Consider the following 26959-nt stretch of genomic DNA (forward strand, 5'->3'; position numbering starts at 1 on the left):
CCCGGATCTGGTTTCAGCGCTTCTTCTTGTTGAAGGCGGCGGCAAGGGCAGCCGCCATGGCGCCATCCCCCGAGCCGCCGTCCGATCCTCGTCCCTGCGAGCCGCCTCCGCCCTTTGGCCGGGGCTTGTTCGGCGCCCCGCCCTTCGGGCCGCTCCCGCGCGGAGCGCGGTCGCCGGGAACAGAACCACGCGCGCCCGGCTGGCCGGCGTCGGCGCCTGCGTCCTTGCGCATGGTCAGGGCGATGCGCTTGCGCGGCATGTCGACCTCAAGCACGCGCACCCGCACGATCTCGCCGGCTTTCACCACCTCGGCCGGGTCCCGCACGAAGCGGTCGGCGATCTGCGACACATGCACCAGCCCGTCCTGATGCACGCCGATATCGACGAAGGCACCGAAGTTGGTAACATTTGTAACGGTGCCCTCGAGCGCCATTCCGGGTTTGAGATCGGCCATGGTCTCCACCCCGTCCTGAAGCTTCGCGGTGCGAAACTCCGGGCGCGGATCGCGGCCGGGCTTTTCCAGCTCTGCCAGAATGTCGCGCACGGTGGGCAAGCCGAAGCTGTCGTCGACGAAATCCTCCGGGTCGAGCGCCTTGAGCCGCTGCGCATTGCCCATCACCTCGGATAGCGGACGCCCGCAGGCCTTCACGATCCGTTCGGCGACCGGATAGGCCTCCGGGTGGACAGAGGACGCGTCAAGCGGATTGTCCCCGCCCGGAATGCGCAGGAAGCCGGCACATTGCTCGAACGCCTTCGGCCCGAGACGGGCGACGGCAAGCAGATCCTTGCGCGAGCGAAACGCGCCATTCGAATCGCGATGCGCCACGACCGCATCGGCAAGGCCGGCGGAAAGACCGGATACCCGGGTCAGCAGCGGCGCCGATGCGGTGTTGAGATCGACGCCGACGGCATTCACCGCATCCTCGACAACCGCATCGAGCGCGCGGGCGAGCTTGGTCTGGTTCACATCGTGCTGATACTGGCCGACGCCGATCGACTTCGGCTCGATCTTCACAAGCTCGGCCAGCGGGTCCTGCAGGCGGCGGGCAATCGAGGCCGCGCCGCGCAGCGAAACATCCACGTCGGGCATCTCGCGCGCAGCCAGCGCGCTTGCCGAATAGATCGAGGCGCCTGCCTCGTTGACGATCACCTTGACGGGACGCGCAGCAACCGGAATGTCGCCGAGGAGGTCGCCGACCAGCCGGTCGGTCTCCCGGCTCGCGGTGCCGTTGCCGATCGCGACGAGGGCGATCTTGTGTTTGGCGATCAGCGCGAGCAGCGTGTTGCGCGTGCCGGCGACATCATTGCGCGGCTGAAACGGATAGACCGTCGCGGTCTCCACCAGCTTGCCGGTCACATCGACCACGGCGACCTTGACCCCGGTGCGAATGCCGGGATCGAGACCGAGAACGGTCGAGTGTCCCGCAGGTGCTGCGAGCAGCAAGTCCTTGAGGTTGCGGGCGAAGACATTGATCGCCTCGTCCTCGGAGCGCTCGCGCAATTGCGTCATCAGGTCGAGTTCCAGATGCAGCGCAAGCTTCACCCGCCAGGCCCAGCGCGCGGTCTCCGCAAGCCAGCGATCCGCCGGACGGCCCTCGTCGGCAATGCCGGCCGCCGCCATCACCATGCGTTCCACCGGCTTGACCGGCGCGGGATCCTCGGCGTCCACGGTGAGGTCGAGCGCAAGCACGCCCTCGTTGCGCCCGCGCAGCAGCGCCAATGCGCGATGGCTCGGAATATCCGCCCATTTCTCGCGATAATCGAAATAGTCGGAGAACTTGGCGCCCGCCTCTTCCTGGCCCTCGACCACGCGCGACTGCACGACACCGCCGCGCATCAGGTGCTGGCGCAGCCGGCCGACCAGCGCCGCGTCCTCCGCGAAACGCTCCATCAGGATCTGGCGTGCGCCGTCGAGCGCGGCCTTTTCATCCACGACGCCCTTGTCGGCATCGATGAAACGGCCGGCCTCCGCCTGCGGATCGCGTGCCGGCTCGCCGAGCAACAGATCGGCCAGCGGCTCCAGCCCGGCTTCGCGCGCGATCTGAGCCTTGGTGCGCCGCTTCTTCTTGTAGGGCAGATAGAGATCCTCGAGCTGCGCCTTGGTTTCCGCTGCCGCAATCCGGCCCGCGAGATCCGTGTCGAGCTTGCCCTGTTCGTCGATGGAGGCAACGATGGCCGCGCGCCGGTCCTCCAGCTCGCGCAGATAGACGAGCCGCTCTTCCAGCGTGCGCAGCTGCGTGTCGTCCAGGCCGCCGGTCGCTTCCTTGCGGTAACGCGCGACAAAGGGAACGGTCGCCCCGCCATCAAGCAACTCCACCGTGGCAACGACCTGCTCGGGCCGACAGCCGAGCTCTGTCGCGATGCGGGTGCTGATCCGGGCAAGAAGGTCTTTCGCGCCCGCGGGAGCGGCGTTCGGTCCGGCGGAGGCTGGGGCGGATACGGGGGTATCGATCATGGGATTTTCTGTCCTGAAAACGTGTCGGTTCGACGGCACAGGAAGGAACGAAACCGCGCTGCTCAGCGCACCACGGTGATGCGATGGGCCGCGCGCGTCACGGCGGTATAGAGCCAGCGGTCGCGGTACTCGCGAAAGGCGTAGCTTTCATCGAACAGCACGATGTCGTCCCATTGCGAACCCTGCGCCTTGTGAACGGTGAGCGCATAGCCGTAGTCGAATTCGTCGGAGCGCCGGCGAATGGCATAGGGAAGCTGCTCCGCCCCATCCTCGAACAGCCCCGGCAACACCTTGACGGAGATCTTCGCCTTGCCGCCTGCCTCGTCCTCGGGCTTCACATCGAAGCGGAGTGTGTTGCCGCGCGAGGGCCGAAGCCGTGCCACGGTCCAGAGCCCGCCGTTGAGCAGGCCCTTGGCCTTGTCGTTTCGAAGGCAGACGAGCTTGTCGCCGACCGCCGGCATCTGGGTGGTGAAGCCCTTAAGCTCGCGGATGCGCCCGTTGTAGAGGCGGCGCGTCCGGTTGGTCCCCACCAGCACCTGGTCGGCGGCAAGGATCGCCTCGGCATCGATTTCCCGGCGTGAGATGATGCGGCTGTCGCCGTATTCGCCTGGGTCCAGCGTACCGCCCTCGCGGATCAGCATCGACATATGCACGATCGGATTGTCGCGCGCCTGACGGTGCACCTCCGTCAGCATGATGTCCGGTTCGGCTTCGGTGAAGAAGCCGCCGCCCTTGACCGGGGGAAGCTGTGCCGGATCGCCCAGCACCAGCACCGGCGTGCCGAAGGACAGGAGATCGCGGCCAAGATCCTCGTCGACCATCGAGCATTCGTCGATGACGATCAGTTTCGCCTTGGCGGCGACGCTGTCGCGGTTGATCGAGAAGCTCGGCCCCCCCTCCTCGTCATCGGTCTCTTCCTTGTGACCGCGCGGGCGGTAGATCATCGCATGGATGGTGGTCGCCCCGTCGCAGCCCTTCTGGCGCAGCACATGCGCCGCCTTGCCGGTGAAGGCGCCAAAGGCCACGTCCCCGTCGATGCCGGCCGCCAGATGCCGGGCGAGCGTCGTCTTGCCCGTTCCGGCAAAGCCGAACAGCCTGAACACCTGCTTGTCGCGCGATTTCAGCCAGCGCGCGGTTTCTGCGAGCGCGGCTTCTTGTTGCGGTGACCAATCCATGAAGCGATTCCCGTTGCCAACCGCCTCTGTCTACCCGGTTTGCACGCCGAATGGCACCCGCGCTTCCGGGGTTTTCAAGGGCCGGGATAGACCTTCACGCCGGTTCCGGTGACGGAGAAGCCGGCCATATAGGGATCGCGGTCGTCGAGCGCGATCTGGGAGGTGCCGGTGCGGATCGCCCAGCCCTCGATGGTCGGCACGATGGCCGGCACATCTCCCACCCGCGTTTCCTCCTTCACGCCGCCGGTGAAGAGCGAGCCGATCACGCTTTCATGCACGAATGTGTCGCCCGTCTTGAGCCGTCCGCGCGCATGCAATTGCGCGATCCGCGCGGATGTGCCGGTTCCGCAGGGGCTGCGATCAATGGCCCTGTCGCCATAGAAGACGGCGTTGCGGGCATCGGCGCCCGGCTGCGTCGCCGGCCCCGTCCACTGGATATGGGTGATGCCGCGAATGCGCGGATCGAGCGGATGCACCATCTCGAAGGTCTCGTTGAGACGCGCACGCAATAGAGGGCTGATCGACACCAGCCGGTCCACATCGATGGATCCGACACCGGCGAAATTTTCCTGCGGCTCGACGATCGCATAAAAGTTTCCGCCATAGGCGACGTCGAAGGTGATGCGGCCAAGCTCCGGGCAGTCGATCTCCAGATCGCGCGCCGCCAGAAACGCCGGCACGTTGGTCAGCCGGACGGAGGCGACGTGTTCGCCCTCCATCGTGTAGTCGGCGGTGACCAGACCGGCCGGCGTGTCGAGCCGGGCCGTGCCGGGCGTCGCCGGGCGGATCAACCCCTCCTCGATGCCCATCGTCACCGTCCCGATGGTGCCGTGACCGCACATCGGCAGGCAGCCGGAAGTCTCGATGTAGAGAACGCCGATGTCGCAATCGTCGCGCGTCGGCGGATAGAGGATGGTGCCGGACATCATGTCGTGCCCGCGCGGCTCGAACATCAGCCCGGTGCGGATCCAGTCGTAGCGTGCGAGAAAATCGGCACGCCGCGCCAGCATCGTGTCACCGTCGAGCACCGGCCCGCCGCCGGCGACAAGGCGCACCGGATTCCCGCAAGTGTGTCCATCAATGCAAAAGAACGTGTGCCGCGCCATCGACGCCTCTCCTCAAAACCGGTCGACCGCATAGGGAACGAGATCGATCTCCCGCCTGTTTCCGGAAATCATTCCCGCCACCAATTCGCCGGTCGTGGCGGCTTGCGTCAAGCCGTGATGCGCATGGCCGAAAGCGTAATAGACCTGCGGCGCACGCCGGCTTCGTGAAATCACCGGCAGGCTGTCGGGAAGCGAGGGACGAAAGCCCATCCACCGCTCGCCACCCTCGACCGACAGCGACGGCGCGATCCGCCTCGCCCTCGACACCAGCGCATCGACGCGGGCCCAGTTGGGCGGCGCCTTCAGTCCGGCGAACTCCACCATGCCGCCAATACGCAACCCGCGTGCGATCGGCGACATCACGAAACCGTAGCCCGCCAGCATGATGAAACGGCGGAAGGAGACACCCGGTTCAGGCACGGTGATGTTGTAGCCGCGCTCGGTATCAAGCGGCACGTCCTCGCCAAGCGAAGCCGCCAGCGGCCGGGACCATGCGCCACAGGCGATCACAACCTTGTCGGCCTGAATCACTGGCCCGTCGCGCATTTGCAGTCGCGCCTCGCCATCCGTGCCGATCACGCTGACGACATCGCCACGCAGGATTTGGCCACCACGCTCCCGAACCACACGCTCAAGATCCAGACACATGGCGTGGGGATCGTCGAGATGTGCCCAGCCGGGAAGGAACGCTCCGCCCGCGACCCCTGGCCCGAGGTCGGGTTCCATCTCGCGGATGGCGCGGGCGTCGAGTTCCTTGACCTCGATGCCGTGATCGCGCTGCAGCTGCCAGCCGGCACGCGCACGCGCAATCTCCGCCGGCTTGTCGAAGACATCGAGACAGCCTTCCGCGCGCAACCGTCCCCCGGTTCCGGTGTCCCTCCACAGGCGCTCCCACGCCGGCAGGGCATCCGCGTTCAGCGCGGCGATCGCCGAAACCGACCGCTTGAAGGCGGATGGACGCGAGGCGGACAAAAACCGCAGCATCCAGGGCAGGATGGAGGGGGCATAGGACGGGCGAACGGACAGGGGACCGAGCGGATCGAGCAGCCAGCCCGGCGCCTTGCGCCACACGCCGGGAGAGGCAAGCGGTGCAACATCGGTCCATGCAATACCGGACGCATTGCCGAGCGACGCGCCCGACCCGGGCTCGTTTCGCTCGATCAGCGTTACCTGATGCCCCCGGGTCTGCAGGGTGGCGGCAATGGCAAGGCCGACAATCCCGGCACCGACGATGTGAACGGAAGGGAGCTCTGTCATGTCCTGAAATCAAACTCCGAAGGACCCGGCATGACGACGGGCGCAACCGCATGAGACATCCGCATATCCTGGCCTGCGGATCGGGAAGCTTGGTGTCCGCTGGTGATATATCAGGAATATTCGCGAAGATTTCACTCCGTGCCCGGCGTGTCAAGCCGCGCCCCCCCGCAGACGAAGCATCGCAATGGCACCGAGGGCGGCGCACGACAGGCAACTGGCGACGAACGCCAGCGACAGTGCGGCCCAGGCCCCCGCAAGATCAAACGCCATCCCGAGCGCGAACGGCGCCAACGCGCCGACGATCAACACCGGCCTGGCGATCCGGCCGAGCCGGCGGGCATACCCGTCAGCGCCGAAGAGATACATCGGCAAGGTTCCGCGCATGATGGTGAACAGCCCGTTCGATCCCCCGTAAAGAACAGCGAAGATGGCCGCGGTGGTCGCATCGACCCCGGCCAGCGTCAGCAGAACGAAGGCGAACAGGAGAATGAGGACCGCAGCCAACGCGACGGCAAGCGGCGAGAGGTTGCGGGCCCACAAGAGCTCGAGAATCCGCGCTCCGACCTGGGACGGCCCGATCAGTGTGCCAACGGTGACGGCCGCAACAGCCGGCATGCCGAGATCGCCCAGGAGCGCAAGAAGATGCGCCGACAGGCCGACGAACTGGAAGGCGTTGCAACTGAAGGCAATCGCCAGAAAGAAAAAGACCCGCTTGCGCAGCACATCGTCGGCGCTCGTCTTGTCGGAAACCGTCGGCGACACCGGCGCGGGCATGGTGTCGCTTCCCGTGTCGGGAACTGACCGGGCGGGCAACAGAACATGTGCCGGCAGGGCGACAAGCGCCGTGAGCGCGGCGAACACCAGATAGGTCTCGCGCCAGCCGAAGCTCTCGAGCAGCCAGAGGGTTGCCGGCCAGCCGAGCGTGGAGGCAAAGCCGGCAATCAACGTCAGTGAGGTGATCAGCCGGCGGGCGTTTTCCGCAAAAAGCGACCCCAGTGTCGCGAATGCCGGGTCGTAGAGCGTCATCGCCATCGCGACGCCAAGCACCGCCCACACCAGAAGATAGGACACGGGGCCGTTCACGCCAGCCATCGCGGCAAGGCCAAGCGCGGAAATCGAAGACCCGCACGTCATCACCCAGCGACCGCCGTAGCGCTCGATAAGGCCCCCGACACGCGGAGACGCGAGCCCCGCGACGATCAGTGCCAGTGAAAACCCGCCAAGCCCGAAGGCCCGCGACCAGCCGAAGGTATCGGAAATCATCGGCACGGCCAGAACGACGGCATACACCAATGTCGCATAGCCGACGATCTGGGTGACGCCGAGCAGCGTGACTGCGCGAACGGCCGGGCTCATTCGACCCGCCTCGCGAGTGGTCCGGGGCCGGTCCGGCCTCTGCCGGAGCCCCTCATCCCGGAAACCGCGCGCGGGTTCTGTTGGCAAAGGCAACCAGGCTCAGCATCACCGGCACCTCCACGAGCACGCCGACGACGGTGACAAGGGCGGCACCCGAGTTCAGCCCGAACAGCCCGATGGCGACCGCGACCGCCAGCTCGAAGAAATTCGAGGTGCCGATCAGCGCACACGGTGCGGCGACCCTGTGCGGAAGCTTCCAGAGATAGGCCCAGCCATAGCCGAGCGCGAAGATCCCGTAGGACTGGATCAGGATCGGGACGGCAAGAAGCGCGATCAGCGCCGGGCGATCCAGAATGACCGGACCCTGGAAGCCGAACAGCAGGACGACCGTGAGCAGCAGACCGAGGATCGAGGCGGGCTTCACCCAGGCGGTGAATTTCGACACCGCCGGCTCCCCGCCCTGCGCGGTCAGAACCGAACGGGTGACGGCCCCCGCAACCAACGGGATCACCACATAGAGACCGACGGACAGCAACAGCGTGTCCCACGGCACGGCGATGTCGGTAACACCCAGAAGAAGCGCAACGATCGGGGCGAAGGCAAACACCATGATCACGTCGTTGAGCGAGACCTGCACCAGCGTGTAATTGGCATCGCCCTTGGTGAGCTGCGACCAGACGAAGACCATGGCCGTGCAGGGTGCAGCTCCCAGCAGGATCAGCCCGGCGATATACTGGCCGACATCCTCTTGCGGAATGAACCCGGAAAAAACGTGCTTGAAGAACAGGATGCCGAGCGCTGCCATGGTGAAGGGCTTGATCAGCCAGTTCACGACAATCGTGATCACCAGCCCCTTTGGACGTTTGCCTACGTCCTTGAGACTGGTGAAGTCCACCGCCACCATCATCGGATAGACCATCGCCCAGATGAGCACGGCGACCAGCAGGTTGACCGAGGCGTACTCGAAACTGGCCAGGAGCTCGAAAACGCCCGGAACCAGATTGCCCAGAATGACGCCGGAGACGATGCCCAGACCGACCCAGAGGGAGAGATAGCGCTCGAAGATGCTCATGATTCAACTTTCGTGATGTCGGATGGCGTCTGGACATGGGGGCCGCAAAGTTCGGGGCGCCCTTTGCAACAGTCATGCAGGAGGAAATCGAAAAGCGCGCGGATGCCGTCGTAGTGCGCGCTGTAGCGGATGGCCCGCCCCTCGCGCTCGGCCTCGATCAGGCCCGCGCGCGCGAGCGCCGCAAGGTGGGTCGACAGCGTGTTCGCCCGCACGCCCAGAACCTGCGCCAGGTCGCCGGCCCCGACCCCTTCTGGGCCCGCCGTGACGAGATGCCGGAAGACATCGAGGCGGGTTTCCTGACCGAGCGCGGAGAGCGCGGCGATGGCGGCTTTTTTATCCATAATTCGAGAAATATCGAATTAAACGAGCGCGTCAAGTGACGGTTTCATGACGGCGCGCCGACACACCAGCGTCCGAAAACCGTCACAGGACGAAACCGTCGGATGAACGCGTAAAGAAAAACGGCCTCAGGCGGCGGGTTTCGCCGCCAGACGCTTCTTGATGCTTTCCACGTCGGCGCGCGGCGTCGCCGCGAACAGCGTCTTGGTGTAGTCGTGCTGCGGATCGGAGAACACCTGATCGCGCGTACCGTGTTCGACGGCCTCGCCGAAATACATCACCATCACTTCGTCGGCGATGTAGCGCACCACCGAGAGGTCATGGCTGATGAAGACATAAGTCAGCTCGAACTCGTCCTGAAGGTCGCGCAACAGGTTGAGGATCTGGGCCTGCACGGAGAGGTCGAGCGCGGACACGGGCTCGTCGAGCACCAGCAGTTTCGGGCGCAGCATGATCGCCCGGGCGATCGCCACGCGCTGGCGCTGGCCGCCGGAGAACATATGCGGATACCGGCCGTAGTGTTCCGGCGGCAGGCCGACCTTCTCCAGCATGGCAAGTGCTGCATCGCGCCGCTCGGCCGCACTCATCGAGGTGTTGAGCAGCAAGGGTTCTTCAAGCACCGCGCCGATCTTCTGGCGCGGATTGAGCGAACCGTAAGGGTTCTGGAAGACGATCTGCACAGCCTGGCGCATCTCGCGGGTAACGCCGTGGGCGGCAATGTCGATCCCCTCGCCGTCGATCTCGATGGTGCCCGCGGTCGGCGGGTCGATCATCGTCAGCATGCGCGCGAGCGTCGACTTTCCGCAGCCGGATTCCCCGACCACGGCGAGCGTCGAGCCGCGTTCGACATCAAAGCTCACACCCTTGACCGCATGCAGCAGCTTGCTCTTGCCGAACATGCCCCCGCTGATGACGTAGTCGCGCTTCAGGTCGCGGACTTTCAGGATCGGGGCGCTCATGGCTGCACCTCGCGCACATCGGCCTGCATCATCGCCTCATAGTCGGCAACTGTCGGCAGCCGGTCGCCGGTCGCGTTCTCCGGCAAGGCCGACAGCAGCGCCTTGGTGTAGGGATGGGACGGGTTCTCGAACAGCGTCAAGACATCCGCCGTTTCCATCTGCTTGCCCTTGTACTGCACCACCACCCGGTCGGCCGTCTCGGCAACCACGCCCATGTCGTGGGTGATCATGATCAGCCCCATGCCCGTGTCGCGCTGCATGTCCGTCAGGAGATCGAGAATCTGCTTCTGGATCGTGACATCGAGCGCCGTTGTCGGTTCGTCGGCGATCAGCAGCTTCGGCTCGCATGCCGTGGCGATGGCGATCATCACCCGCTGGCACTGACCGCCCGACATCTGGTGCGGAAACGCCGAGACCCGGCGCAGCGGATCGGGAATGCCGACGGATTCCAGCAACTCGATGACCCTGTCCTTGCGCGCCTTGCGCGACAGGGATGTATGCGCCTTCAACACCTCGTCGAGCTGGAACCCGATCGTGAAGCACGGATTGAGGCTCGCGATCGGCTCCTGGAAGATCATCGCGATGTCCTTGCCGATCACCTTGCGCCGTTCGGCGGCAGGCATCGTGCGCAGATCGATACCCTCAAAGGCCATAAGGTCGGCGCTCACCGTTGCACTCTCGGGCAGTAGCCCCATCACGGCGAGCATGGCGACCGACTTGCCGGACCCCGATTCCCCGACGATGGCGAGCACCTCCCCGCCCTCGACCGTGTAGTCGACGCCGTCGAGCGCGCGAAACGGCCCGGCGGCCGTGTCGAATTCCACGCGCAGATTGCGGATTTCAAGAAGGGCCATGCGTCAGCTCCGCTTCAGCTTGGGATCAAGGGCGTCGCGCAAGCCATCGCCGACGAGATTGATCGCCAGCACGGTGATCAGGATCGCAAGGCCCGGGAAAGTGACCACCCACCACGCACGCAGGATGAACTCGCGCGCCTCGGCGAGCATCGTGCCCCATTCCGGCGTCGGCGGCTGCGCGCCCATGCCGAGAAAGCCGAGCGCGGCCGCGTCCAGGATCGCATTGGAGAAGGACAGCGTTCCCTGCACGATCAGCGGCGCAAGACAGTTCGGCAGGATCGTCTTGAACATCAGCCGCGTGTTGCCCGCGCCCGCAAGCCGTGCCGCAACCACATAGTCGCGGGTGCGCTCGGTGAGCACGGCGGCACGCGTCAGGCGCACGAAATGCGGCTGCAGCACAATGGCGATGGCGATCATCGCATTCATCAAGCCGGGACCGAGCACGGCAACGAGCACCAGTGCCAGAAGGAGCGAGGGAAACGCGAGGATGACGTCCATCACCCGCATGATCACCGTGTCGACCCAGCCGCGAAAATAGCCCGCGACAACGCCTATGACGATGCCGCCGGTGAGCGCGATACCGACGACGACAAGCCCGATGAACAGTGAGAAACGCGCGCCGAAGATCAGCCGCGAGAGCATGTCCCGCCCGACCGCGTCGGTGCCCAGCAGGAACATCGAATTGCCCCCCTCCTGCCAGACCGGCGGGGTGAGGAAGAAGTCGCGGTATTGCACATCCGGGTCGTGCGGCGCGACGAGCGGCGCGGCCAACGCCACGATCACCAGCACGATGAAGACGAACAGCCCGGCGACCGCACCCCGGTTTTGGGAGAAGTAGAACCAGAATTCCGCCAGCATCTTGCGGGTGGCATTGCGGCTTTCCGCGAGGACGACCGCACTCCTGTCAGGATTGTTCATTGTGTGTGCCTCGGCGGTCAATTGTGACGGATGCGCGGATTGACCAGCCCGTAGAGCAGGTCGACCGTCAGGTTCACCACCATCACGATGGCGGCGATCATCAGCAGCCCGCCCTGCACGACCGGGTAGTCGCGCCGCGCGATGCTGTCGACCATCCACTTGCCGATGCCGGGCCACGAGAAGATCGTCTCCGTCAGGATCGCGCCGGCGAGCAGCACGCCGACCTGGAGCCCGATGGTGGTGATCACCGGGATCAGCGCATTACGCAGCGCATGCATTCCCACCACACGGAAGGGCGTCAGCCCCTTGGCCCGGGCCGTGCGGACGTAATCCTCGCCCAGCACCTCCAGCATGGCGGAGCGTGTCTGGCGGGCAATTACGGCAAGCGGGATCGTCGCGAGCACGATGGCCGGCAGGATGAGATGGCGGACAGCGGAGGTGAAGGCGCCCTTTTGACCCGACAGCAGGCTGTCGATCAGCATGAAGCCGGTCGGCTGGGGAAAATAGAACATCAAGGAGATCCGGCCCGAGACCGGCGTCCACTGCAGGATGCCCGAAAACAGGATGATCAGCAGCAGGCCCCACCAGAAGATCGGCATCGAATAGCCGATGAGCGCCGTGCCCATGATCGTCTGGTCGAAGAAGGAGCCGCGCTTGACCGCCGCCAGGATGCCGGCCGGAATGCCGATCGCGACCGCAAGAATGATGGCGCAAAGTGCCAGTTCGGCGGTTGCGGGAAACAGGGTGAAGAACTCGGTCACGACCGGCTTCTTGGTCACGATCGAGATACCGAGATCGCCCTGCAACAGCCCGACCAGATAGTCGAAATACTGCTCCCAGATCGGCCGGGAAAAGCCGAACTGCTCCATGAGCTGATTGTAACGTTCCTCGGTGATGCCGCGTTCGCCGGCCAGAAGAAGCACGGGATCGCCGGGCAGGAGGCGAATGAATCCGAAAGCGACGATGGTGACACCGAGAAATGTCGGCACCAACAACGCCAGGCGTCCTATCAAAAAGCGGAACATGGGGTTTATCCAGACGCGCGCACCGGCCAAAATCGGCCGGTGCGCTATGCTGCGAGGCGGTGCCGAAGCCTCAAGGGCCGCGGCACCGTTCGGCCCTTTGGCTTACTCGGCGATATCGACGCCGTCGAACCGGTGACCGCCCAGCGGATCCATGACGTAGCCCGACACCTTGGTCGACATCGGCATGAAGACCACCGAGTGCGCGATGGTTGCCCACGGCGCCTGCTCCTTGAAGACCACCTGGGCCTCTTCATAGAGCTTGGTGCGCTCGTCCTTGTCGGAGATCGTCTTGGCCTTCTGGATCAGGTCCTCGAACGGCTGGTGGCACCACTGCGCGCGGTTGGAACCGCCCACGCCGTCGCAACCGAGCAGCACGGCGAGGAAGTTGTCCGGATCGCCGTTGTCGCCGGTCCAGCCGAGAAGCACGGCACCCTCGCGGTCCTTTTCCTTGGAGCGCTTCAGGTACTCGCCCCATTCGTAGGAGACGATCTCGACCTCAACGCCGACCTTGGCGAAATCCGCCTGGATCACTTCGGCCATGCGCCGTGCGTTGGGGTTGTAGGGACGCTGCACCGGCATCGCCCAGATCTTCATCTTGAGGTCCGTGACGCCGGCTTCCTCAAGCATCTTCTTCGCCGCTTCCGGATCGAACGCGTCGTCCTCGACGGCCTTGTTGTAGGACCACATCGTCGGCGGGATCGGGTTCTTGGCCGCCTGGCCGGCACCCTGGAACACGGCGTCGAGAATGGCCTGCTTGTTGATGGCCATGTTGAGCGCCTTGCGCACCTTGACGTTGTCGAAGGGGGCAACCTGGGTGTTATAGGCCATGTAACCGACGTTCAGGCCTTCCTGCTCCATCAGGTTCAGGTTGGCATCCGCCTTGATGTCCGAAACATCGGCCGGTGCCGGATAGGGCGCAACGTGGCACTCGCCGGCCTTCAGCTTCTGCAGGCGCACCGACGCGTCGGTGGTGATGGCGAAGATCAGGTTGTCGATCGGCTGCTTGCCGTCCCAGTAGTCGGCGAAGGCCTGGTAGCGGATGACCGCATCCTTCTGGTATCCGACGAACTGGAACGGACCGGTGCCGACCGGAACCTGGTTCATCATCTCCATCTTGCCATCGGCTTCGAGCTGGTCGGCATATTCAGCAGACATGACCGAGGCGAAATCCATCGCCAGGTTGGCAAGCATCGGCGCTTCCGGACGGGTCAGCACGAACTTCACCGTATGGTCGTCGACCTTGACGATCTCCTTGATGAGATCCGGCATCGACATGCCGTTGAAATACTCCCAGGACGCGCCCGGCGTATAGGAATTCCAGGCATGATTCTCGTCGAGCTGACGTCCGAACGAATAGATCACGTCGTCGGCGTTGAAATCACGGGTCGGGGCGAAACCGTCGACCGAATGGAACTTCACGCCCTTGCGAAGGTTGAAGGTGTACTCGAGCCCGTCTTCCGAAACCTCCCAGCTTTCGGCCAGGCCCGGAACGACCTCGGTTGTCCCGCGCTTGAATTCCACCAGACGATTGTAAACCGGCTTGGAGGCCGCATCGAATGTCGTACCGGACGTGTAAAGCGCAGAATCGAAGCCTTCCGGCGAACCTTCAGAGCAATAGACGAGGGTCTTCGCCGACGCGGCGGAAGCCGCGAACATGGCTAGACTGACGCCCATGAGTGCAATTTTCATGGTGCGGCGAATGATCATACTTAAGTCTCCCATTTAATTTTTTGGCCAACGCAAACGAACGTGGCGCTCCTACTTCGAGCTTGTCCTGTTCCAAGGGCGCGGCCTATTGCGCACAATAGTGCCGCAATCCGGCACAGACAACAGAATTTGAATTCCTCATGGCGGGGTTTTTTGGAAAATCAATCCTCCGAGACCCTAAATTCCGGTGAGTTTGCGCGGACTTCGCCCAACGCGACGCAAACTGCCGTTGCGCAAGGCGGCAACGCCGGAATGCGGCCCTATCGAGAGGCAAACAAGGCAACGGGGAAGCCGCGGCATCGTCACCTTGTCGATACTGACGGGGATTTGACCGCGCGCTTCGCCTTACTGTCACCGGAAGAACGCGCGGCGAATTGCATGAGTCGCCGGAATTTCGGGCAGTCCATGTGGTTTTCCGCCGGACACTCTGCCACGTGCCGCAGCGCATCGCGCAGCCGCGACAGGCCGCGGATCTGCTCGTCAAGCGCATCGGCACGCAGGTGAAGCTCCGCGCGCGGCACCTGGGGCACACCATCCTCGGCGAAGAGCGCCTTGATGTCCTCAAGCGCGAAACCGGCCATCTTTCCCAGGCCGATCAGGGCGAGCCGGGTCACCGTCGGCGTGTCGTACTGGCGTCGCAGCCCGTGACGTCCCACGGAGCGAATCAGTCCGATTTCCTCGTAGTAGCGCAATGTTGAAGGGGGCAGACCGCTTTGTTGCGACAGCACGCCGATATCGAGACGTTTCATGCTTGACCTAAAGTTGACTTGAAGTGGCAGGGTACGCGCCATCCAACGTCAAGGACAAGAGGCCTCCGCATGAGCGACCCGAAACAGACCCGATCCGCCGCCTTCGTCATGCTTGCGCTTGCGGCCGCGACCCTGACCGCCGCACTCGGGATCAGCATTGCATCCGTGTTGCTTCCGCCCCTGTCGCGCAGCTACGCGGCACCGCTCACCCACGTGCAATGGGTCGTCCTCGCCTATCTCGCATCGATGACGGTCGCCATCGTGTCCGCCGGACGGCTGGGCGATCTTTTCGGCCACCGCCGGGTGCTGCTGGCCGGACTTGCCGTCTTTGTCGCGGCGTCCTTCGTCTGCGCCACGGCACCAAGCCTCGCCTGGCTGGTTTTCGGGCGTGCGATCCAGGGCCTTGGCGGCGCGATTCTTCTCACGCTTCCCATGTCGATCGCACGCGACAGGGTCGCCACCGCGCGGCTTGGAACATCGATGGGCGTCATTGCGACGATGTCCGCCATCGGCACCGCGCTCGGCCCCTCGCTCGGTGGGGGCCTGCTGGCCTGGGGAGACTGGCGCATGGCCTTCCACGTCCTGGCCGGCGCCGGACTGGTGACATTCGTCCTCGTCGCCACAGGTCTCGCTCCGGACAGGATCCGCAATCGGATCACGACCCGGAATATGGATGTTCCGGGCACCTTTTTGCTGATGATCGCCGTTGCCGCCTACGCGCTGGCAACCAGCGGGGGAGCCGTCGGCCTTCCCGTCGGGCCGACGGTGCTGATCCCCTGTGCGGCGCTGGCAATCGCGCTGTTCATCGCAACCGAAACCCGCGTTGCATCGCCGCTTGTGCCAATGCACCTGTTGATCGACCGAAAGGCCGGTACCGGCTTCGTCATGCAGCTGCTCGTCGGGACCGTCATGATGTCGACGCTGGTGGTCGGTCCGTTCTACCTGGCATTCGCACTCGGACTGACCGACGCGCTGGTCGGTCTGGTCATGGCGACCGGTCCGGCGATTGCCGCGCTCGCCGGCATCCCTGCCGGGCGGCTGACGGATCGCCTCGGCACAAGCCGGGTGATTCTCGTCGGCCTTTCCCAGATGGTGCTCGGACTGATTTTTCTCGCGTTCCTGCCGCGTTTTTTCGGCATTGGCGGATATGTTGCCGCGCTGCTTGTCCTGACGCCCGGATTCCAGCTGTTTCTCGCCGCCAACACCACCAGCGTACTGCTGGCGGCCGCACCCGAGCAGCGCGGCCGGCTCTCCGGCCTTCTCGGACTGTCGCGCAACCTCGGCCTCATGACAGGCGCGTCCCTCATGCCGGCCCTGTTTGTCACCGTCCTGGGAACGGGGGGAGCTGCGCAATCCTCCCGTGAGGGCGTTGCACACGCGTTTTCCCTGACCTTCACGGCGGCCGCGGGCCTTGCGCTCGTCACCCTCGGCCTGGCGCTCTTCAGCCGGTCGGGCATCTCCCCGCAGAATGCGTAACGGTGCGGTGAGCGCGCCTCGCGATCGCGGCCTCGCAAACACGGCCGCGCGCGCCCGGCCGAAAGGCCGGACGCCGCGGCTCAAGGTGTGGCACCCCGAATGAGACCGTCCTGGCTTGAAGCGACTTGCATCTCGTGCGGGAGCGGCTGACGGGAACCTTGCTTGTGGACCTCACACCCTAAAGGTCGTTTTCGCCCTCGGGCATGTCGGCACGCGAGACCGGCGTGTTGCGACCGGGTTTTTGCGGCTTGCGACCGGTCCGCGTGCCCGCGTCCTCGATCCGTGCAACATCATCGTCCTCGCCACCCTCAAGCGGCGCCGGCCTGGAGGCCGCATGATAGGTGACCTGCGGGAACGGGATCTCGATGCCGCGTTCGTCGAACACCGTCTTGACGTGTTCGTTGTAGGCGCGACCGATGGCCCATTGCATGCCCGGCGTGGTCTTGATGCGGGCCCGCACGGTGATGGCGCTGTCGCCGAACATGGTGACGCCGTGCATCTCCAGCGGTTCGAGAATATCGGTTCCCAGATCGCCTTCCTTGAGACGATCGTAGGCCACATGCATCGCCATCTTCACATCCGCGATGTCGCTGTCGTAAGCCACGCCGATCGACGCGACATGATAGGCGTAATCGCGCATGAAGTTCGCCACCCGGTCGACCGTCGAGAAGGGAATCACATGTGCCGTGCCATCGAGGTCGCGCAGACACACCGAGCGAATGGTGAGCTTCTCGACCACACCGGAGACCCCGCCGAGCGTAACGACATCGCCTTCGTTCATCGCGTTTTCCAGCTGGATGAACGCGCCGGTGATGATGTCCTGCACAAGCTTTTGCGAGCCGAAGGAAATCGCCAGACCGAAGACACCGGCACCGGCGATCAGCGGGCCTATGTTGACCCCGATTTCCGACAGCGCCAGCAGGGTCGCCATCACCACGAGAATGATCGAAAAGGCGTTCCGGAACAGGCCGAACAGCGTCTTTTCGCGTGAGGTCGGAAGGCGTCCGCGCGGATTGAGCCGCAGGTCCACCCAGGACATCACCGAAAGCCAGATCAGGAAGGCAATGCCAAAAACGATGCCGGCGGACAAGGCTCGTCCGACCCAGTCCTGACCGTCGGTTGAGGAGAACCAGTTCAAGATATCGATGGCGCTCCAAGCCTGCAGGACAGCCAACAACACGCCGACGAACACGCCGAACCGGAGAATGGCGAGCAATCTCGGGATGAAGGCGTTAAGGCGCCGCTCCAGCAGCGGCAACCGCGCATGCACGCTGGAGGGAAGTCGGACTCCGCCGATGATCGCGCGTGTCAGGGCGAGCGAAACCAGCGTTCCGATCATCACCGCAAGCACCGAGAGGACCGATGCCCGGACCATGAAGGTCGTGGCATCGAAGGGGCGGGCAAGCCACACGGTGAGCAACAGCAGCACATAGAAGATCGCGAAGAGATGCCAGCTGCGGGCGACAACCTCGACCGCGCCGGAGGCGACCATGTTCGTACGGTCGGAGGCATATCCCAGGATCCGGTCCCGGGTCGCCTTGCGATTGCGCAGGATCGCGACGATCGCCATCGCAACGCTCAGCAGGACGATCATCATGCGTAGCGAATTCGCCAGCAGGAACGAGATGTTCGTCGAGACCAGCGGCACGACGACCATCGTGCCGTAGCCCAGAACATTGAAGATCCAGAACAGCCAGCGGCGCCAGTAAAGCGCCTGCGCGTCGTCGAGCGGCACCAGCCGCAACACGCTGAAACGGGGACTGAGGGCGAAGCGCGTGCTGACCTTCGCGATCTGAACGAAGAAGAAGGCGTTCAGGAAAAGCGATTCGACCAGCTCAACACGTCGTTCTTCCGCACCGGTCAACACCGCCGCGACATAACCGACCCCGAGCGCGATCGCCACCACGACCGCTTCGCTGATCGCGCGCGCCAGCAGCAGCCCCACCCGCTTCGTGATCGTTGCCTTTTCCGCCCCGGACAGGAGGCGCACGAAAACCCGATCGGCGAGCCGGCGCAGCACATACGCCGTGGTAAACAGCAGAAGCGCAAGAAACAGGAGCTGAAGCGCGATCCCTTGAATTGCGCCCCAGTCGGCGTCGCGGCCGATGGAGAGCCCGGTGGGAAGCGTGGTGAAGGACCGCTGGATCTTCTGCAGGAAACCGACGCCTTCATCGATCAGGCCTTCGGTGAAGAGCGCAATTCGCACTGCGATATGTGGCGCGGGCGCGGCTGCGGGCTGGGCGTCGGTCGCGGGCCCGGCGGACGCATCCGGCTGCGCCGCGCCGCCCGGCGCGTTCGTGGCGCCGGCGTCGCCCCCTTGGGACGTGGCCCGTCCGGCTTCACCGCCGAGATAGTCGATCAGCGCCTGACGGGCGCCAGGGTCCTGCAGCAGGCGAATCAACGCATCCGCGCTTTGAGCCGGAGCGGGCGGCGCGCCCGTTGCCTCGCCGGCAGCGGTCTGGGCCGGGTCTTGCGCCTGCGCGAGCGCGGGCGCAAGACCGGCAAGCGAAGCGAGCAGAACAGCCAGCATGGCGGCGAAGCAAAAGCGCTGCATGAGAACTCCCGAAAAGAAACCCGGTGGCAAGACGCCACCGGCCGGCAAACGTGTCCAGTATGCCATAGCCCCGTGAACAGCGACTATAGGCACAAATTGAGGCCGGCTTTCGAACCCGCCCCGCGTGTCTTCGTCCTGCACCGGGCCGGACGGACAGGATGCCCTCCGCGCGCGACGCCTACCCTACCTATCGAACTGGCGTTGTGCGTCAACCGACCAAGGCGAGATCCGACGCGTCAAGGCAGTCGAACAAGGCACTTTTGGAGATGAACGCCCAAGCCGCACCGACCAGCAAGCGCACCGCGAAAGCCTTCAACCGATTGGTAACAGGCTATGTGCAATAGTGAGCTCGACAAAGGAAGGTTTGATGCTTCGCGACCTGCTCGAGCTCGCTCGCAATCCGTCGATGAAGGCGCGTGGCCAGTTGCTGCAGCGCGTGGCAGACCTGTTTCTCGATCGCGTCGGCTATCACACCGATGCGGAACTTGAACTGTTCTGCCAGATCATCATGAAGCTTCTCGACGGCAGCGAGAAAGAGGAGCGCGCGCGCCTGTCAAAGCGCATGGCCCCCTGGAACGACACACCCAACAAGATCGCCTACCGGCTTGCCAGCGACGAGATCCTCGTCGCCGCGCCGATGCTGGAACTGAGCCCGAGCCTCAACGAGCATGATCTGTTGAAACTGGCCCGGCGCATGCCCCAGTCGCATCTTGTCGCGCTTGCCAGACGCGCAGACATGCCGTGCCGGCTTTCCGATACACTCGTGGAACGCGGCACGACAAAGGTTTGGCGGGAAATGGCCGGAAACAGCCATAGCACCTATTCGGAATGGGCCTTGCGGGCGCTGGCCAAGCGGTCGGTTTCGGATGCCCTCCTGCGCGAGAAACTGGGCGGGCGCACCGACCTCACACCGCTGATCTGCGAATGGCTGCTCCCCCATGTCAACGCGTCGACACGGGTCCGGCTGGAAGCGATCATGAGCGGGACGGACCCAGAGGATCTCACCACGCCGGAAGCTGTGCGCCAGGACATGCGGCGGCGGCTGAATGTCTTTCTGGAAACCTCGGACATCGACGACCTGGACAAGCTGGTGCGCGGGGGCGAATACCGTCTCGGCACCGTTGTCCTCGTGCTTCTGGCGGACGGCCGCACCCAGGACGCCTTCGAGTTGCTCGCCCGCGAGACCCGCCATCCGGTGAAGGCCGTCCAGCGCGCGGTGTTTCAGGCCGGCATCGATGAACTCATCAATCTTTGCCACGCCGCCAGCCTGTCGAATCAGGTTTTCCTCGCGCTTGCGCACCTGCGCTGCAAGCACCTGCGCATTCCCGAAAACCAGGCCGTTCGCTGGCTCGACGCCTTCCGCCGAACCGCGCCAGACCTTCCGCCGCAGCCGAAAGCGCCGGCCCCACACAAGAACAGGATGTAGTGCCCTCCCGGCTGCAAATGGCGTGACGGAACGGCGCCCGGTGTTTGCGATCCCGGTGTTTGCGATCCCGGTATCTAACCGCTCCGCCGCTCTGCAAGCCAGGCACCAAAGGCCGTGAGCAGCGTCGCGGCTCCGTAAAACCACATGCCGGGCAGACTTGCCGCCTGCGCCATCCCCGTCGTCTTCGCCGCGAAAACGACAAGTGCGACGAGCATCACATCCATCATCGACCACCGCCCGAGCGCATGCAGCAGCGACGCCCCTGCGCCGGCGCGTCCCATCACCGCCGCGACATGCAGCGCGACAAGCTTTGTTGCGGGAAACACGATGGAAAAGGCCGCGATCAGGCCGGCCAGCAACCGCTCGTCCTCGATCCACAGCCCGGCAACGACCTGCAGAAGGGTCGGGCGGTCGATGAAGAAATACAGCCGCTCCAGCTCAAGCAGCGGAAGCGTCAGCCCGAGCACGAAACACGCGGTTGCCAGGGGCAGAATCAGGGAAAGAACTGCAAGCCGCACCGCTCATCCTTTGCGTATTGCCCCTTGATGGGAGCTCTCGCGTCGACGGGTTCACGCCGCCGGCGATCACGAGACGACGCCGGTCGACGCCCATTGCATAGGACGTCGACGCGCGGTTGCCAACGAGGAAGCAGGAGCGAGGGCGTTTGGGAACGGACGGCAGGGCCCGCGGCCCGTCGGCGATCTGCCGCAAAAGGGCCATGGTATGGACCAGGGGTAAGGACGCGACAGGGTGCGCGAAAGCCGGGCAGCCAATCGGGCCCGGCTTTTTCGCAATCGCGATGGCGTCAGCCCTGTTGCTGGACGTGACGCCGCGCGGCAATTTCATCGAGCTCTTCCTGCTCGGCTGCATCGCGCTCGGCGCGGTCGCGGATCTGGTCACGCTCTTCCAGCAGCTCAAACTTCTTCAGCTCTTCCAGCGCCTCGCGCAGGTCCTCGCGCGCCGCCTCGAGCTGGTCGCCAAGTTCATCGGCCGAATTCAACAGGTTGTCGCGGCGCTGCGCCGCCGCCTTTGCGAAGGTCGGATAGGCGAAATGCCCCTCGTCGGTAATCCCGACCCGCTCCTGCTCGGCGGAAATCTGGTCGTCGAGCTCCTGCGCCATGCGCTTGAACTCGTCCACCATCGCCTCGATCTGCGCCAGCTGCCGGCGGCGCTCGTCCACCTGAAACTGCTTCAGGCGAATCAGACTCTCACGCGACTTCATTACTCAAAACTCCCTTTTCACGACCACATTACGCGAGAGTCATTTCCAAAAGGTTGGCAAGCTCGGCATATCCTGACGCAAGCGACGTGGCCTCGCCCTTGCCCTGCGACAGAAACGCCTCGATCGCTTCATGCCGGCGGATCGCCTCGTCCACCATAGGGTCCGATCCCCGGCGATAGGCGCCCAACCGGATCAGTTCCTCCATGTCGGCATAGGTCGACATCAGCTGCCGCGCCTTGCGCAACACCGGCTCGGCCTCGTCGGGAACGCAACGCGGCATGGTCCGCGACACCGACTTGAGCACGTTGATCGCCGGATAGCGACCGCGCTCCGCGATCGCACGCTCCATCACGATGTGCCCGTCGAGAATGCCACGCACGGCATCGGCGACAGGTTCATTGTGATTGTCACCTTCCACCAGCACCGTGAACAGCCCCGTGATCGTGCCCGTTCCGGACCGCCCGGGACCGGCGCGCTCCAGCAGGCGCGGCAATTCGGTGAACACGGTCGGCGTATAGCCCTTCGAGGCCGGCGGCTCGCCGACCGACAGGCCGATTTCGCGCTGGGCCATCGCAAAGCGGGTAACCGAATCCATCATGCACATCACGTTCTTGCCGGCATCGCGAAAATGTTCGGCAACCGTAAGCGTCATATAGGCTGCCTGTCGGCGCATCAGCACGCTTTCGTCGGACGTGGCAACGACGACGACGCTGCGCGCAAGCCCTTCCGGTCCCAGATCGTCCTCGATGAACTCCTGCACCTCGCGCCCGCGCTCGCCGATCAGTCCGATCACCGCCACATCGGCCGCCATGTTGCGGGCGATCATCGACATCAGCACCGACTTTCCGACGCCGGAGCCTGCGAAAATTCCCATCCGCTGGCCCTGGCAGCAGGTGACGAACGTGTTGAGCGCCCGCACGCCGAGATCGAGCGGTGGTCCGACCCGGCCGCGCTCATTTGCCGGCGGCGGTGTGGAGCGCAGGCGCCGGCCAACCCCGCCGCCGGGAAGCGGGCCCTTTCCGTCGATCGGCTCTCCCATCGCATTGACGACCCGTCCGAGCCAGCCGTCGCCCGGATAGGCAAGACACTCGCGCGCGGCCAGGACTGCCCGGCACCCCATGCGCACGCCTTCAAGCCCGGCAAAGGGCATGCACAAGGCCCGACCGTCGCGAAAGCCGACGACCTCGGCCGGCACCGGCGTTCCGCCCTCCCCGCTTTCAACAGCCAGAAGCGCGCCGACACTCATTTCGTGGATCGGGCCGGCAACTTCCAGGAGGAGCCCCTGCACGGAGACGACCCGGCCGAACACCTCCGCCGACATCAGCGCCTCGATTTCCGCAAAGAGTGGTTCCATCTCCTTAACCGGCCTCCTCGCCGCAACAGCCAAAATCCGCGTAAGTGTGAACGTCAGGGAACGGTTCGGCAATTTCGGAAAAACCGCCGTTTTCCGCTGGATCCCGCCATTTTCACGCCCCGGCGCGCCAATCGTTAACATGTTCGAGACGAACAATATGCATCAAGGTAACGTATCGTTTACGAGTTTGGTTAATCTTGAACGTGAGGGCGTTTTGGATGGTGAGCCGTTCTGAGGCCCGTGCCCGGCGTAGAGGTTGAGTCACATGAGTCGGTTGTTCCGGCTTGTTAATGTGAAACTTGAAGATTCAGCGGAAAGAATTTCCACCGGATTTTCAAGGAATTGGGAAAGTTTTCCAATCTTGCCTCATCGGTGCTTGCAGGTGTGAATCAGAATTTGTTAACCATTGTCTCACAGAGTGAGTCGAAGGTTAATCCGCAGTCCTTCGCACCGGGAGCGTATCCGCCGGCGCGGCTTGCCCAGGATAGGCAAACATAGGGGATTGGCATGCGTGTCCTGTTGATCGAGGATGACAGCGCCACGGCGCAGAGCATCGAACTGATGCTCAAGTCAGAAAACTTCAACGTCTATACGACGGACCTTGGCGAGGAAGGTATCGACCTCGGCAAACTCTACGACTACGACATCATTATGTTGGACCTCAATCTTCCCGACATGTCGGGTTACGAGGTCCTGCGGACGTTGCGCGTGGCGAAGGTTAAGACTCCGATTCTCATTCTCTCCGGCCTGGCCGGGATAGAGGACAAGGTTCGCGGTCTCGGGTTCGGCGCCGACGACTACATGACCAAGCCGTTCCACAAGGACGAGCTGGTCGCGCGCATTCATGCGATTGTGCGCCGCTCCAAGGGCCATGCGCAGTCGGTCATCACGACCGGCGACCTGGTGGTCAATCTGGACACCAAGACGGTGGAGGTATCCGGTCAGCGGGTGCATCTGACCGGCAAGGAGTACCAGATGCTCGAACTGCTCTCCCTTCGCAAGGGGACCACGCTCACCAAGGAGATGTTCCTGAATCATCTCTACGGCGGCATGGACGAGCCGGAGCTCAAGATCATCGACGTCTTCATCTGCAAGCTTCGCAAGAAGCTCGCTGCGGCGACGTCGGGGAAAAACTATATCGAGACAGTCTGGGGCCGCGGCTACGTGCTGCGCGAACCCGAGGAAAAAGCGGCCTGACGACGGCTTTCCTCGCGGCCTCTCCCCGCACTCGACAAAGTCAAAAAGGCCCCGTGATCGCGGGGCCTTTTTCCGTTTATGGCCGGTGCGAGCGGACCGCCCGACACCCGCCCCCGAAACGGCCGCCGGCCGCAAGGGCGTGCGGCCGCCCCGGGCAGGTCCCCACGAATGGACGGAATCAAAGAGCGGCGGGTCCCCAGGACACCGCCGCTCTTCGTGATCCGCATTTCCCTGGAAGCCGGTTTCGGGCCTATCCGGCGACACGCGCGCGAAACGGGCTCTGTCCGGCGGCGCTTTGACCCGCCGTGGCCGTTTGATAGAGGCCGCGATGATCGGGCACCGGGCGGAAGGCATCGGTCAGTCCGACGACCGTCTCGGCCGCGCCGAGCACCAGATACCCGTCGCTGGGCATCTGGCGGGCCATGCGCTGCAGCACGTCCACCTTGGTCGGCTGGTCGAAGTAGATCAGCACGTTGCGGCAAAAAAGAATGTCGAAGGTGCCGAGCGTGGAGAAGTTCTCCAGAAGATTGAGCTTGCGCCATTGCACCATCGAGCGGATCTCCGGATTGACCTGCCAGAGATCGCCCTTCTGGGTGAAATATTTCAGCAGCATCTGGATCGGCAGGCCACGCTGGACCTCAAACTGGCTGTAGATGCCGTTGCGGGCCTTGTCCAGAACCTCGTTCGACAGGTCTGTGCCGAGGATCTCGACACGGAAACCGCCGACCTTCTGGGCTTCTTCCTTGAGGCAGATGGCCAGCGAATAGGGCTCCTGTCCGGTGGAAGCGGCCGCGCACCAGATCCGGATCGTGCGCCGGTCTGCGCGCGCCTTCAGCATCGCCGGCAACATCGTCTCGCGGAAATGCTTGAACGGCGTGTTGTCGCGAAAGAAGAAGGATTCATTCGTGGTCATGGCCTCGACGACATCGGAAGCGATCTGGGTCGCTCCCGGACGCTGCATCGCCTGGACCAGCTCAGACAGACCGGCGAAGCCATGGCGACGCGCGACCGGAAGGAGCCGACTTTCCACGAGATACTGTTTCTCGTTGCTCAGCACGAGCCCGGACTGGGATTTCAGGTGCTGCTTGAGATACTCGAACTGGGACGCAATCACCTGAGACCTCCACTCAACAATCCGACGACCTTCGCGCCGATCTTCGAGATCGGCAGAATGTCGCTACACAAACCCGTATGCGCGGCCGCACCGGGCATTCCCCAGACGACGCTGCTGGCTTCGTCCTGCGCAATGATGCTACCGCCGCCGGCGGAGATCGTGCGCACACCGTTTGCCCCGTCGTGCCCCATGCCGGTCAGCACGATGGCAAGCGTCGCCGAGCCGTAGACCTTTGCCACGCTGTCGAACAGCGGATCGACGGCAGGCTTGCAGAAGTTGATCGGCGGACCGTCTTCCAGGCAGGCGACCGGCTGGCCGCCGTCCTTTTTCAAGATCATGTGCTTGCCGCCGGGCGCGACATAGATATGCCCCGGCTTGAGCACTTCGCCGTTTTCCGCTTCTTTCGCCGGGCGCATCGCCGCCTTGGCGAGATGCTCTGCCAGGATCGCGGTAAACGTCGGCGGCATATGCTGTGTCACCACGACCGGAACGTCGCGGATCGCAGTGCCGATTTCGGCAAGAACCTGCTGGAGCGCCTGCGGGCCACCGGTCGAGGAACCGATCGCGACGATGCGCGGCTTCACATTTGAATAGGCTCGCGTCTGCAACCCGGGCTTGGCAACCGCCGGGGCGGGCGCGGCCGCCATGCGGCTGTAGCCCTGCGCCGTGCTCGCGGCACGCGAGACCGGCATTTGCGACACGGTCTGCCCGGCACTCGTTTGCGCGCGCATCTGCCGGCCGCCGAAGGTGGGCGACGCCCGCCGGCGTTCGCCAAGCGCCTTGATCTTTTCAATCAGCTCGCGCCGGAAGTCGACGGAGGTGGTCACCTCACTGGTGGATTCGGGCTTCGGAACATAGTCCTGTGCCCCGAGCGAAAGCGCCCGAAGGCTGATTTCCGCGTTGCGCCGCGTCAGCGTCGACGCCATCACGACGATGAGATCGCGCTTCTTCTTCAGCATGAGCGGAAGGGCGGTGAGACCGTCCATTTCCGGCATTTCGATATCGAGAACCACAACATCAGGACTGCTGCGTTCGATATCGTCGACGGCAAGCTTTCCGTTTCGATGCGAAGCGACCAGATGCAGCGCCGGGTCCGCCTCGACCCAGCGGCTCAGCAATCCGCGAATGACGACGGAATCGTCCACGACCATAACGCGGACACGATCCGGGTTGGCGCCGCCCTGAGTAAGAGGCGCAGATGAAGAAGCGATCATGTAACGGACCCCGCAAGGGTGACTAGATAAGCCCGGTTTCCTGGAACTTCGCTTCCACGATGTCCTTGTCGAACGGCTTCATGATGTATTCGTTCGCCCCTGCACGCATGGCGCGCGTGATATGGGCGACGTCGTTCTCCGTGGTACAGAAGACGACGATCGGCTGATCTCCACCTTCCTCGCGACGAAGGGAAAGAAGGAACTCCAGGCCGTCCATTTCCGGCATGTTCCAGTCGAGCAGGATGGCATCCGGCATTTGCTGGCGGCAGGCCTCAAGCGCCTTGAGACCGTCCTCGGCTTCCGAAACGGAGAACTCGAGGTCCTCCAGGATGCGGCGCGCCACCTTGCGGATAACGCTGGAATCGTCAACGACGAGACAGTGCTTCATTTCATTTTCTCCCGAGTGCCGGACATCGGCAGGTCGCTCCCC

23 protein-coding genes are annotated in these 26959 nt (G+C 64.1%); 3 read left to right on the forward strand and 20 right to left on the reverse strand.

Features of this window, described 5'->3' with window-relative positions; translation table 11 throughout:
• Positions 1-13 precede the first annotated feature (13 nt).
• The 13 genes from G572_RS0116120 to G572_RS0116180 form a co-directional block, all read right to left on the reverse strand.
• A complete protein-coding gene (locus tag G572_RS0116120; RefSeq protein WP_029059359.1) occupies positions 14-2455 on the reverse strand; it encodes a Tex family protein in 2442 nt (813 codons plus the stop codon).
• A gap of 62 nt (positions 2456-2517) precedes the next feature.
• Positions 2518-3630 (reverse strand): ATP-dependent DNA helicase, encoded by a 1113-nt coding sequence (locus tag G572_RS0116125; RefSeq protein ID WP_029059360.1) that lies wholly within the window; start codon positions 3628-3630, stop codon positions 2518-2520.
• 74 nt (positions 3631-3704) lie between these two features.
• Entirely contained in the window at positions 3705-4736 is a 1032-nt protein-coding gene (locus G572_RS0116130; RefSeq protein WP_029059361.1) for a 4-hydroxyproline epimerase, read from the reverse strand.
• 12 nt (positions 4737-4748) lie between these two features.
• Positions 4749-5993, reverse strand: coding sequence for an NAD(P)/FAD-dependent oxidoreductase (locus G572_RS0116135; protein WP_029059362.1), 1245 nt, complete (start codon positions 5991-5993; stop codon positions 4749-4751).
• Between the two features lie 150 nt (positions 5994-6143).
• Positions 6144-7349: an MFS transporter gene (locus G572_RS24315; RefSeq protein WP_037546983.1), complete on the reverse strand. Its 1206-nt coding sequence runs from the start codon at positions 7347-7349 to the stop codon at positions 6144-6146.
• A gap of 52 nt (positions 7350-7401) precedes the next feature.
• Positions 7402-8421, reverse strand: coding sequence for an ACR3 family arsenite efflux transporter (gene arsB / locus G572_RS0116145; protein ID WP_029059363.1), 1020 nt, complete (start codon positions 8419-8421; stop codon positions 7402-7404).
• A complete protein-coding gene (locus G572_RS0116150) occupies positions 8418-8762 on the reverse strand; it encodes an ArsR/SmtB family transcription factor (protein WP_029059364.1) in 345 nt (114 codons plus the stop codon). Before G572_RS0116150 ends, arsB begins: the two co-directional genes overlap by 4 nt.
• A gap of 126 nt (positions 8763-8888) precedes the next feature.
• The gene (locus G572_RS0116155; RefSeq protein WP_029059365.1) at positions 8889-9719 is read right to left on the reverse strand and encodes a dipeptide ABC transporter ATP-binding protein; all 831 of its coding nucleotides are present in this window, start codon (positions 9717-9719) and stop codon (positions 8889-8891) included.
• Positions 9716-10573, reverse strand: coding sequence for an ABC transporter ATP-binding protein (locus tag G572_RS24320; protein WP_084650208.1), 858 nt, complete (start codon positions 10571-10573; stop codon positions 9716-9718). Before G572_RS24320 ends, G572_RS0116155 begins: the two co-directional genes overlap by 4 nt.
• Positions 10574-10576: 3 nt before the next feature.
• Positions 10577-11491 carry an ABC transporter permease subunit gene (locus tag G572_RS0116165; protein ID WP_029059366.1) on the reverse strand — a complete coding sequence of 305 codons (915 nt, stop codon included), beginning with the start codon at positions 11489-11491 and terminating at the stop codon, positions 10577-10579.
• 17 nt (positions 11492-11508) lie between these two features.
• Complete coding sequence (locus G572_RS0116170) at positions 11509-12516, reverse strand: ABC transporter permease subunit (protein ID WP_029059367.1); 1008 nt, start codon at positions 12514-12516, stop codon at positions 11509-11511.
• A gap of 102 nt (positions 12517-12618) precedes the next feature.
• On the reverse strand, positions 12619-14217 hold the full coding sequence (locus G572_RS0116175) for an ABC transporter substrate-binding protein (protein WP_425423445.1): 1599 nt from the start codon (positions 14215-14217) through the stop codon (positions 12619-12621).
• Between the two features lie 308 nt (positions 14218-14525).
• Positions 14526-14972 (reverse strand): helix-turn-helix domain-containing protein, encoded by a 447-nt coding sequence (locus tag G572_RS0116180; protein ID WP_029059369.1) that lies wholly within the window; start codon positions 14970-14972, stop codon positions 14526-14528.
• Positions 14973-15041: 69 nt separating this feature from the next.
• Here G572_RS0116180 and G572_RS0116185 point away from each other — a divergent pair, with 69 nt between their 5' ends.
• Complete coding sequence (locus G572_RS0116185; protein WP_029059370.1) at positions 15042-16448, forward strand: MFS transporter; 1407 nt, start codon at positions 15042-15044, stop codon at positions 16446-16448.
• Between the two features lie 178 nt (positions 16449-16626).
• Here G572_RS0116185 and G572_RS24325 read toward each other — a convergent pair whose 3' ends face one another.
• Positions 16627-19002 (reverse strand): mechanosensitive ion channel domain-containing protein, encoded by a 2376-nt coding sequence (locus G572_RS24325; protein WP_051242526.1) that lies wholly within the window; start codon positions 19000-19002, stop codon positions 16627-16629.
• A gap of 367 nt (positions 19003-19369) precedes the next feature.
• Between G572_RS24325 and G572_RS0116200 the strand changes: the two genes are divergently transcribed.
• Entirely contained in the window at positions 19370-20428 is a 1059-nt protein-coding gene (locus G572_RS0116200; protein WP_029059371.1) for a DUF2336 domain-containing protein, read from the forward strand.
• Between the two features lie 74 nt (positions 20429-20502).
• Here G572_RS0116200 and G572_RS0116205 read toward each other — a convergent pair whose 3' ends face one another.
• The 3 genes from G572_RS0116205 to fliI form a co-directional block, all read right to left on the reverse strand.
• Positions 20503-20946 carry a paraquat-inducible protein A gene (locus G572_RS0116205; protein ID WP_029059372.1) on the reverse strand — a complete coding sequence of 148 codons (444 nt, stop codon included), beginning with the start codon at positions 20944-20946 and terminating at the stop codon, positions 20503-20505.
• A 287-nt stretch (positions 20947-21233) separates the two neighbouring features.
• The gene (gene fliJ, locus G572_RS0116210; protein WP_029059373.1) at positions 21234-21650 is read right to left on the reverse strand and encodes a flagellar export protein FliJ; all 417 of its coding nucleotides are present in this window, start codon (positions 21648-21650) and stop codon (positions 21234-21236) included.
• A gap of 28 nt (positions 21651-21678) precedes the next feature.
• Positions 21679-23004 carry a flagellar protein export ATPase FliI gene (gene fliI / locus G572_RS0116215; RefSeq protein WP_029059374.1) on the reverse strand — a complete coding sequence of 442 codons (1326 nt, stop codon included), beginning with the start codon at positions 23002-23004 and terminating at the stop codon, positions 21679-21681.
• 507 nt (positions 23005-23511) lie between these two features.
• Between fliI and ctrA the strand changes: the two genes are divergently transcribed.
• Positions 23512-24201 carry a response regulator transcription factor CtrA gene (gene ctrA, locus G572_RS0116220; protein ID WP_029059375.1) on the forward strand — a complete coding sequence of 230 codons (690 nt, stop codon included), beginning with the start codon at positions 23512-23514 and terminating at the stop codon, positions 24199-24201.
• 250 nt (positions 24202-24451) lie between these two features.
• Here ctrA and G572_RS0116225 read toward each other — a convergent pair whose 3' ends face one another.
• From G572_RS0116225 to G572_RS0116235, 3 genes are read right to left on the reverse strand one after another with little or no spacing between them, the layout of a single operon-like run.
• Positions 24452-25315 (reverse strand): CheR family methyltransferase, encoded by an 864-nt coding sequence (locus tag G572_RS0116225; protein WP_029059376.1) that lies wholly within the window; start codon positions 25313-25315, stop codon positions 24452-24454.
• Positions 25312-26529, reverse strand: coding sequence for a protein-glutamate methylesterase/protein-glutamine glutaminase (locus tag G572_RS0116230; protein ID WP_051242528.1), 1218 nt, complete (start codon positions 26527-26529; stop codon positions 25312-25314). Before G572_RS0116230 ends, G572_RS0116225 begins: the two co-directional genes overlap by 4 nt.
• A gap of 22 nt (positions 26530-26551) precedes the next feature.
• Positions 26552-26917 (reverse strand): response regulator, encoded by a 366-nt coding sequence (locus G572_RS0116235; protein WP_029059378.1) that lies wholly within the window; start codon positions 26915-26917, stop codon positions 26552-26554.
• Between the last annotated feature and the right edge of the window lie 42 nt (positions 26918-26959).

It is taken from the genome of Stappia stellulata DSM 5886 (assembly GCF_000423705.1).
Lineage (GTDB): Bacteria > Pseudomonadota > Alphaproteobacteria > Rhizobiales > Stappiaceae > Stappia > Stappia stellulata.

What these genes read in the sequence shown, in the direction of transcription:
- G572_RS0116120 (WP_029059359.1), bottom strand. Translation starts at nt 2,455, where the DNA reads ATGATCGATACCCCCGTATCCGCCCCAGCCTCCGCCGGACCGAACGCC.
- G572_RS0116125 (WP_029059360.1), bottom strand. Translation starts at nt 3,630, where the DNA reads ATGGATTGGTCACCGCAACAAGAAGCCGCGCTCGCAGAAACCGCGCGC.
- G572_RS0116130 (WP_029059361.1), bottom strand. Translation starts at nt 4,736, where the DNA reads ATGGCGCGGCACACGTTCTTTTGCATTGATGGACACACTTGCGGGAAT.
- G572_RS0116135 (WP_029059362.1), bottom strand. Translation starts at nt 5,993, where the DNA reads ATGACAGAGCTCCCTTCCGTTCACATCGTCGGTGCCGGGATTGTCGGC.
- G572_RS24315 (WP_037546983.1), bottom strand. Translation starts at nt 7,349, where the DNA reads ATGAGCCCGGCCGTTCGCGCAGTCACGCTGCTCGGCGTCACCCAGATC.
- arsB (WP_029059363.1), bottom strand. Translation starts at nt 8,421, where the DNA reads ATGAGCATCTTCGAGCGCTATCTCTCCCTCTGGGTCGGTCTGGGCATC.
- G572_RS0116150 (WP_029059364.1), bottom strand. Translation starts at nt 8,762, where the DNA reads ATGGATAAAAAAGCCGCCATCGCCGCGCTCTCCGCGCTCGGTCAGGAA.
- G572_RS0116155 (WP_029059365.1), bottom strand. Translation starts at nt 9,719, where the DNA reads ATGAGCGCCCCGATCCTGAAAGTCCGCGACCTGAAGCGCGACTACGTC.
- G572_RS24320 (WP_084650208.1), bottom strand. Translation starts at nt 10,573, where the DNA reads ATGGCCCTTCTTGAAATCCGCAATCTGCGCGTGGAATTCGACACGGCC.
- G572_RS0116165 (WP_029059366.1), bottom strand. Translation starts at nt 11,491, where the DNA reads ATGAACAATCCTGACAGGAGTGCGGTCGTCCTCGCGGAAAGCCGCAAT.
- G572_RS0116170 (WP_029059367.1), bottom strand. Translation starts at nt 12,516, where the DNA reads ATGTTCCGCTTTTTGATAGGACGCCTGGCGTTGTTGGTGCCGACATTT.
- G572_RS0116180 (WP_029059369.1), bottom strand. Translation starts at nt 14,972, where the DNA reads ATGAAACGTCTCGATATCGGCGTGCTGTCGCAACAAAGCGGTCTGCCC.
- G572_RS0116185 (WP_029059370.1), top strand. Translation starts at nt 15,042, where the DNA reads ATGAGCGACCCGAAACAGACCCGATCCGCCGCCTTCGTCATGCTTGCG.
- G572_RS24325 (WP_051242526.1), bottom strand. Translation starts at nt 19,002, where the DNA reads ATGCAGCGCTTTTGCTTCGCCGCCATGCTGGCTGTTCTGCTCGCTTCG.
- G572_RS0116200 (WP_029059371.1), top strand. Translation starts at nt 19,370, where the DNA reads ATGCTTCGCGACCTGCTCGAGCTCGCTCGCAATCCGTCGATGAAGGCG.
- fliJ (WP_029059373.1), bottom strand. Translation starts at nt 21,650, where the DNA reads ATGAAGTCGCGTGAGAGTCTGATTCGCCTGAAGCAGTTTCAGGTGGAC.
- fliI (WP_029059374.1), bottom strand. Translation starts at nt 23,004, where the DNA reads ATGGAACCACTCTTTGCGGAAATCGAGGCGCTGATGTCGGCGGAGGTG.
- ctrA (WP_029059375.1), top strand. Translation starts at nt 23,512, where the DNA reads ATGCGTGTCCTGTTGATCGAGGATGACAGCGCCACGGCGCAGAGCATC.
- G572_RS0116230 (WP_051242528.1), bottom strand. Translation starts at nt 26,529, where the DNA reads ATGATCGCTTCTTCATCTGCGCCTCTTACTCAGGGCGGCGCCAACCCG.
- G572_RS0116235 (WP_029059378.1), bottom strand. Translation starts at nt 26,917, where the DNA reads ATGAAGCACTGTCTCGTCGTTGACGATTCCAGCGTTATCCGCAAGGTG.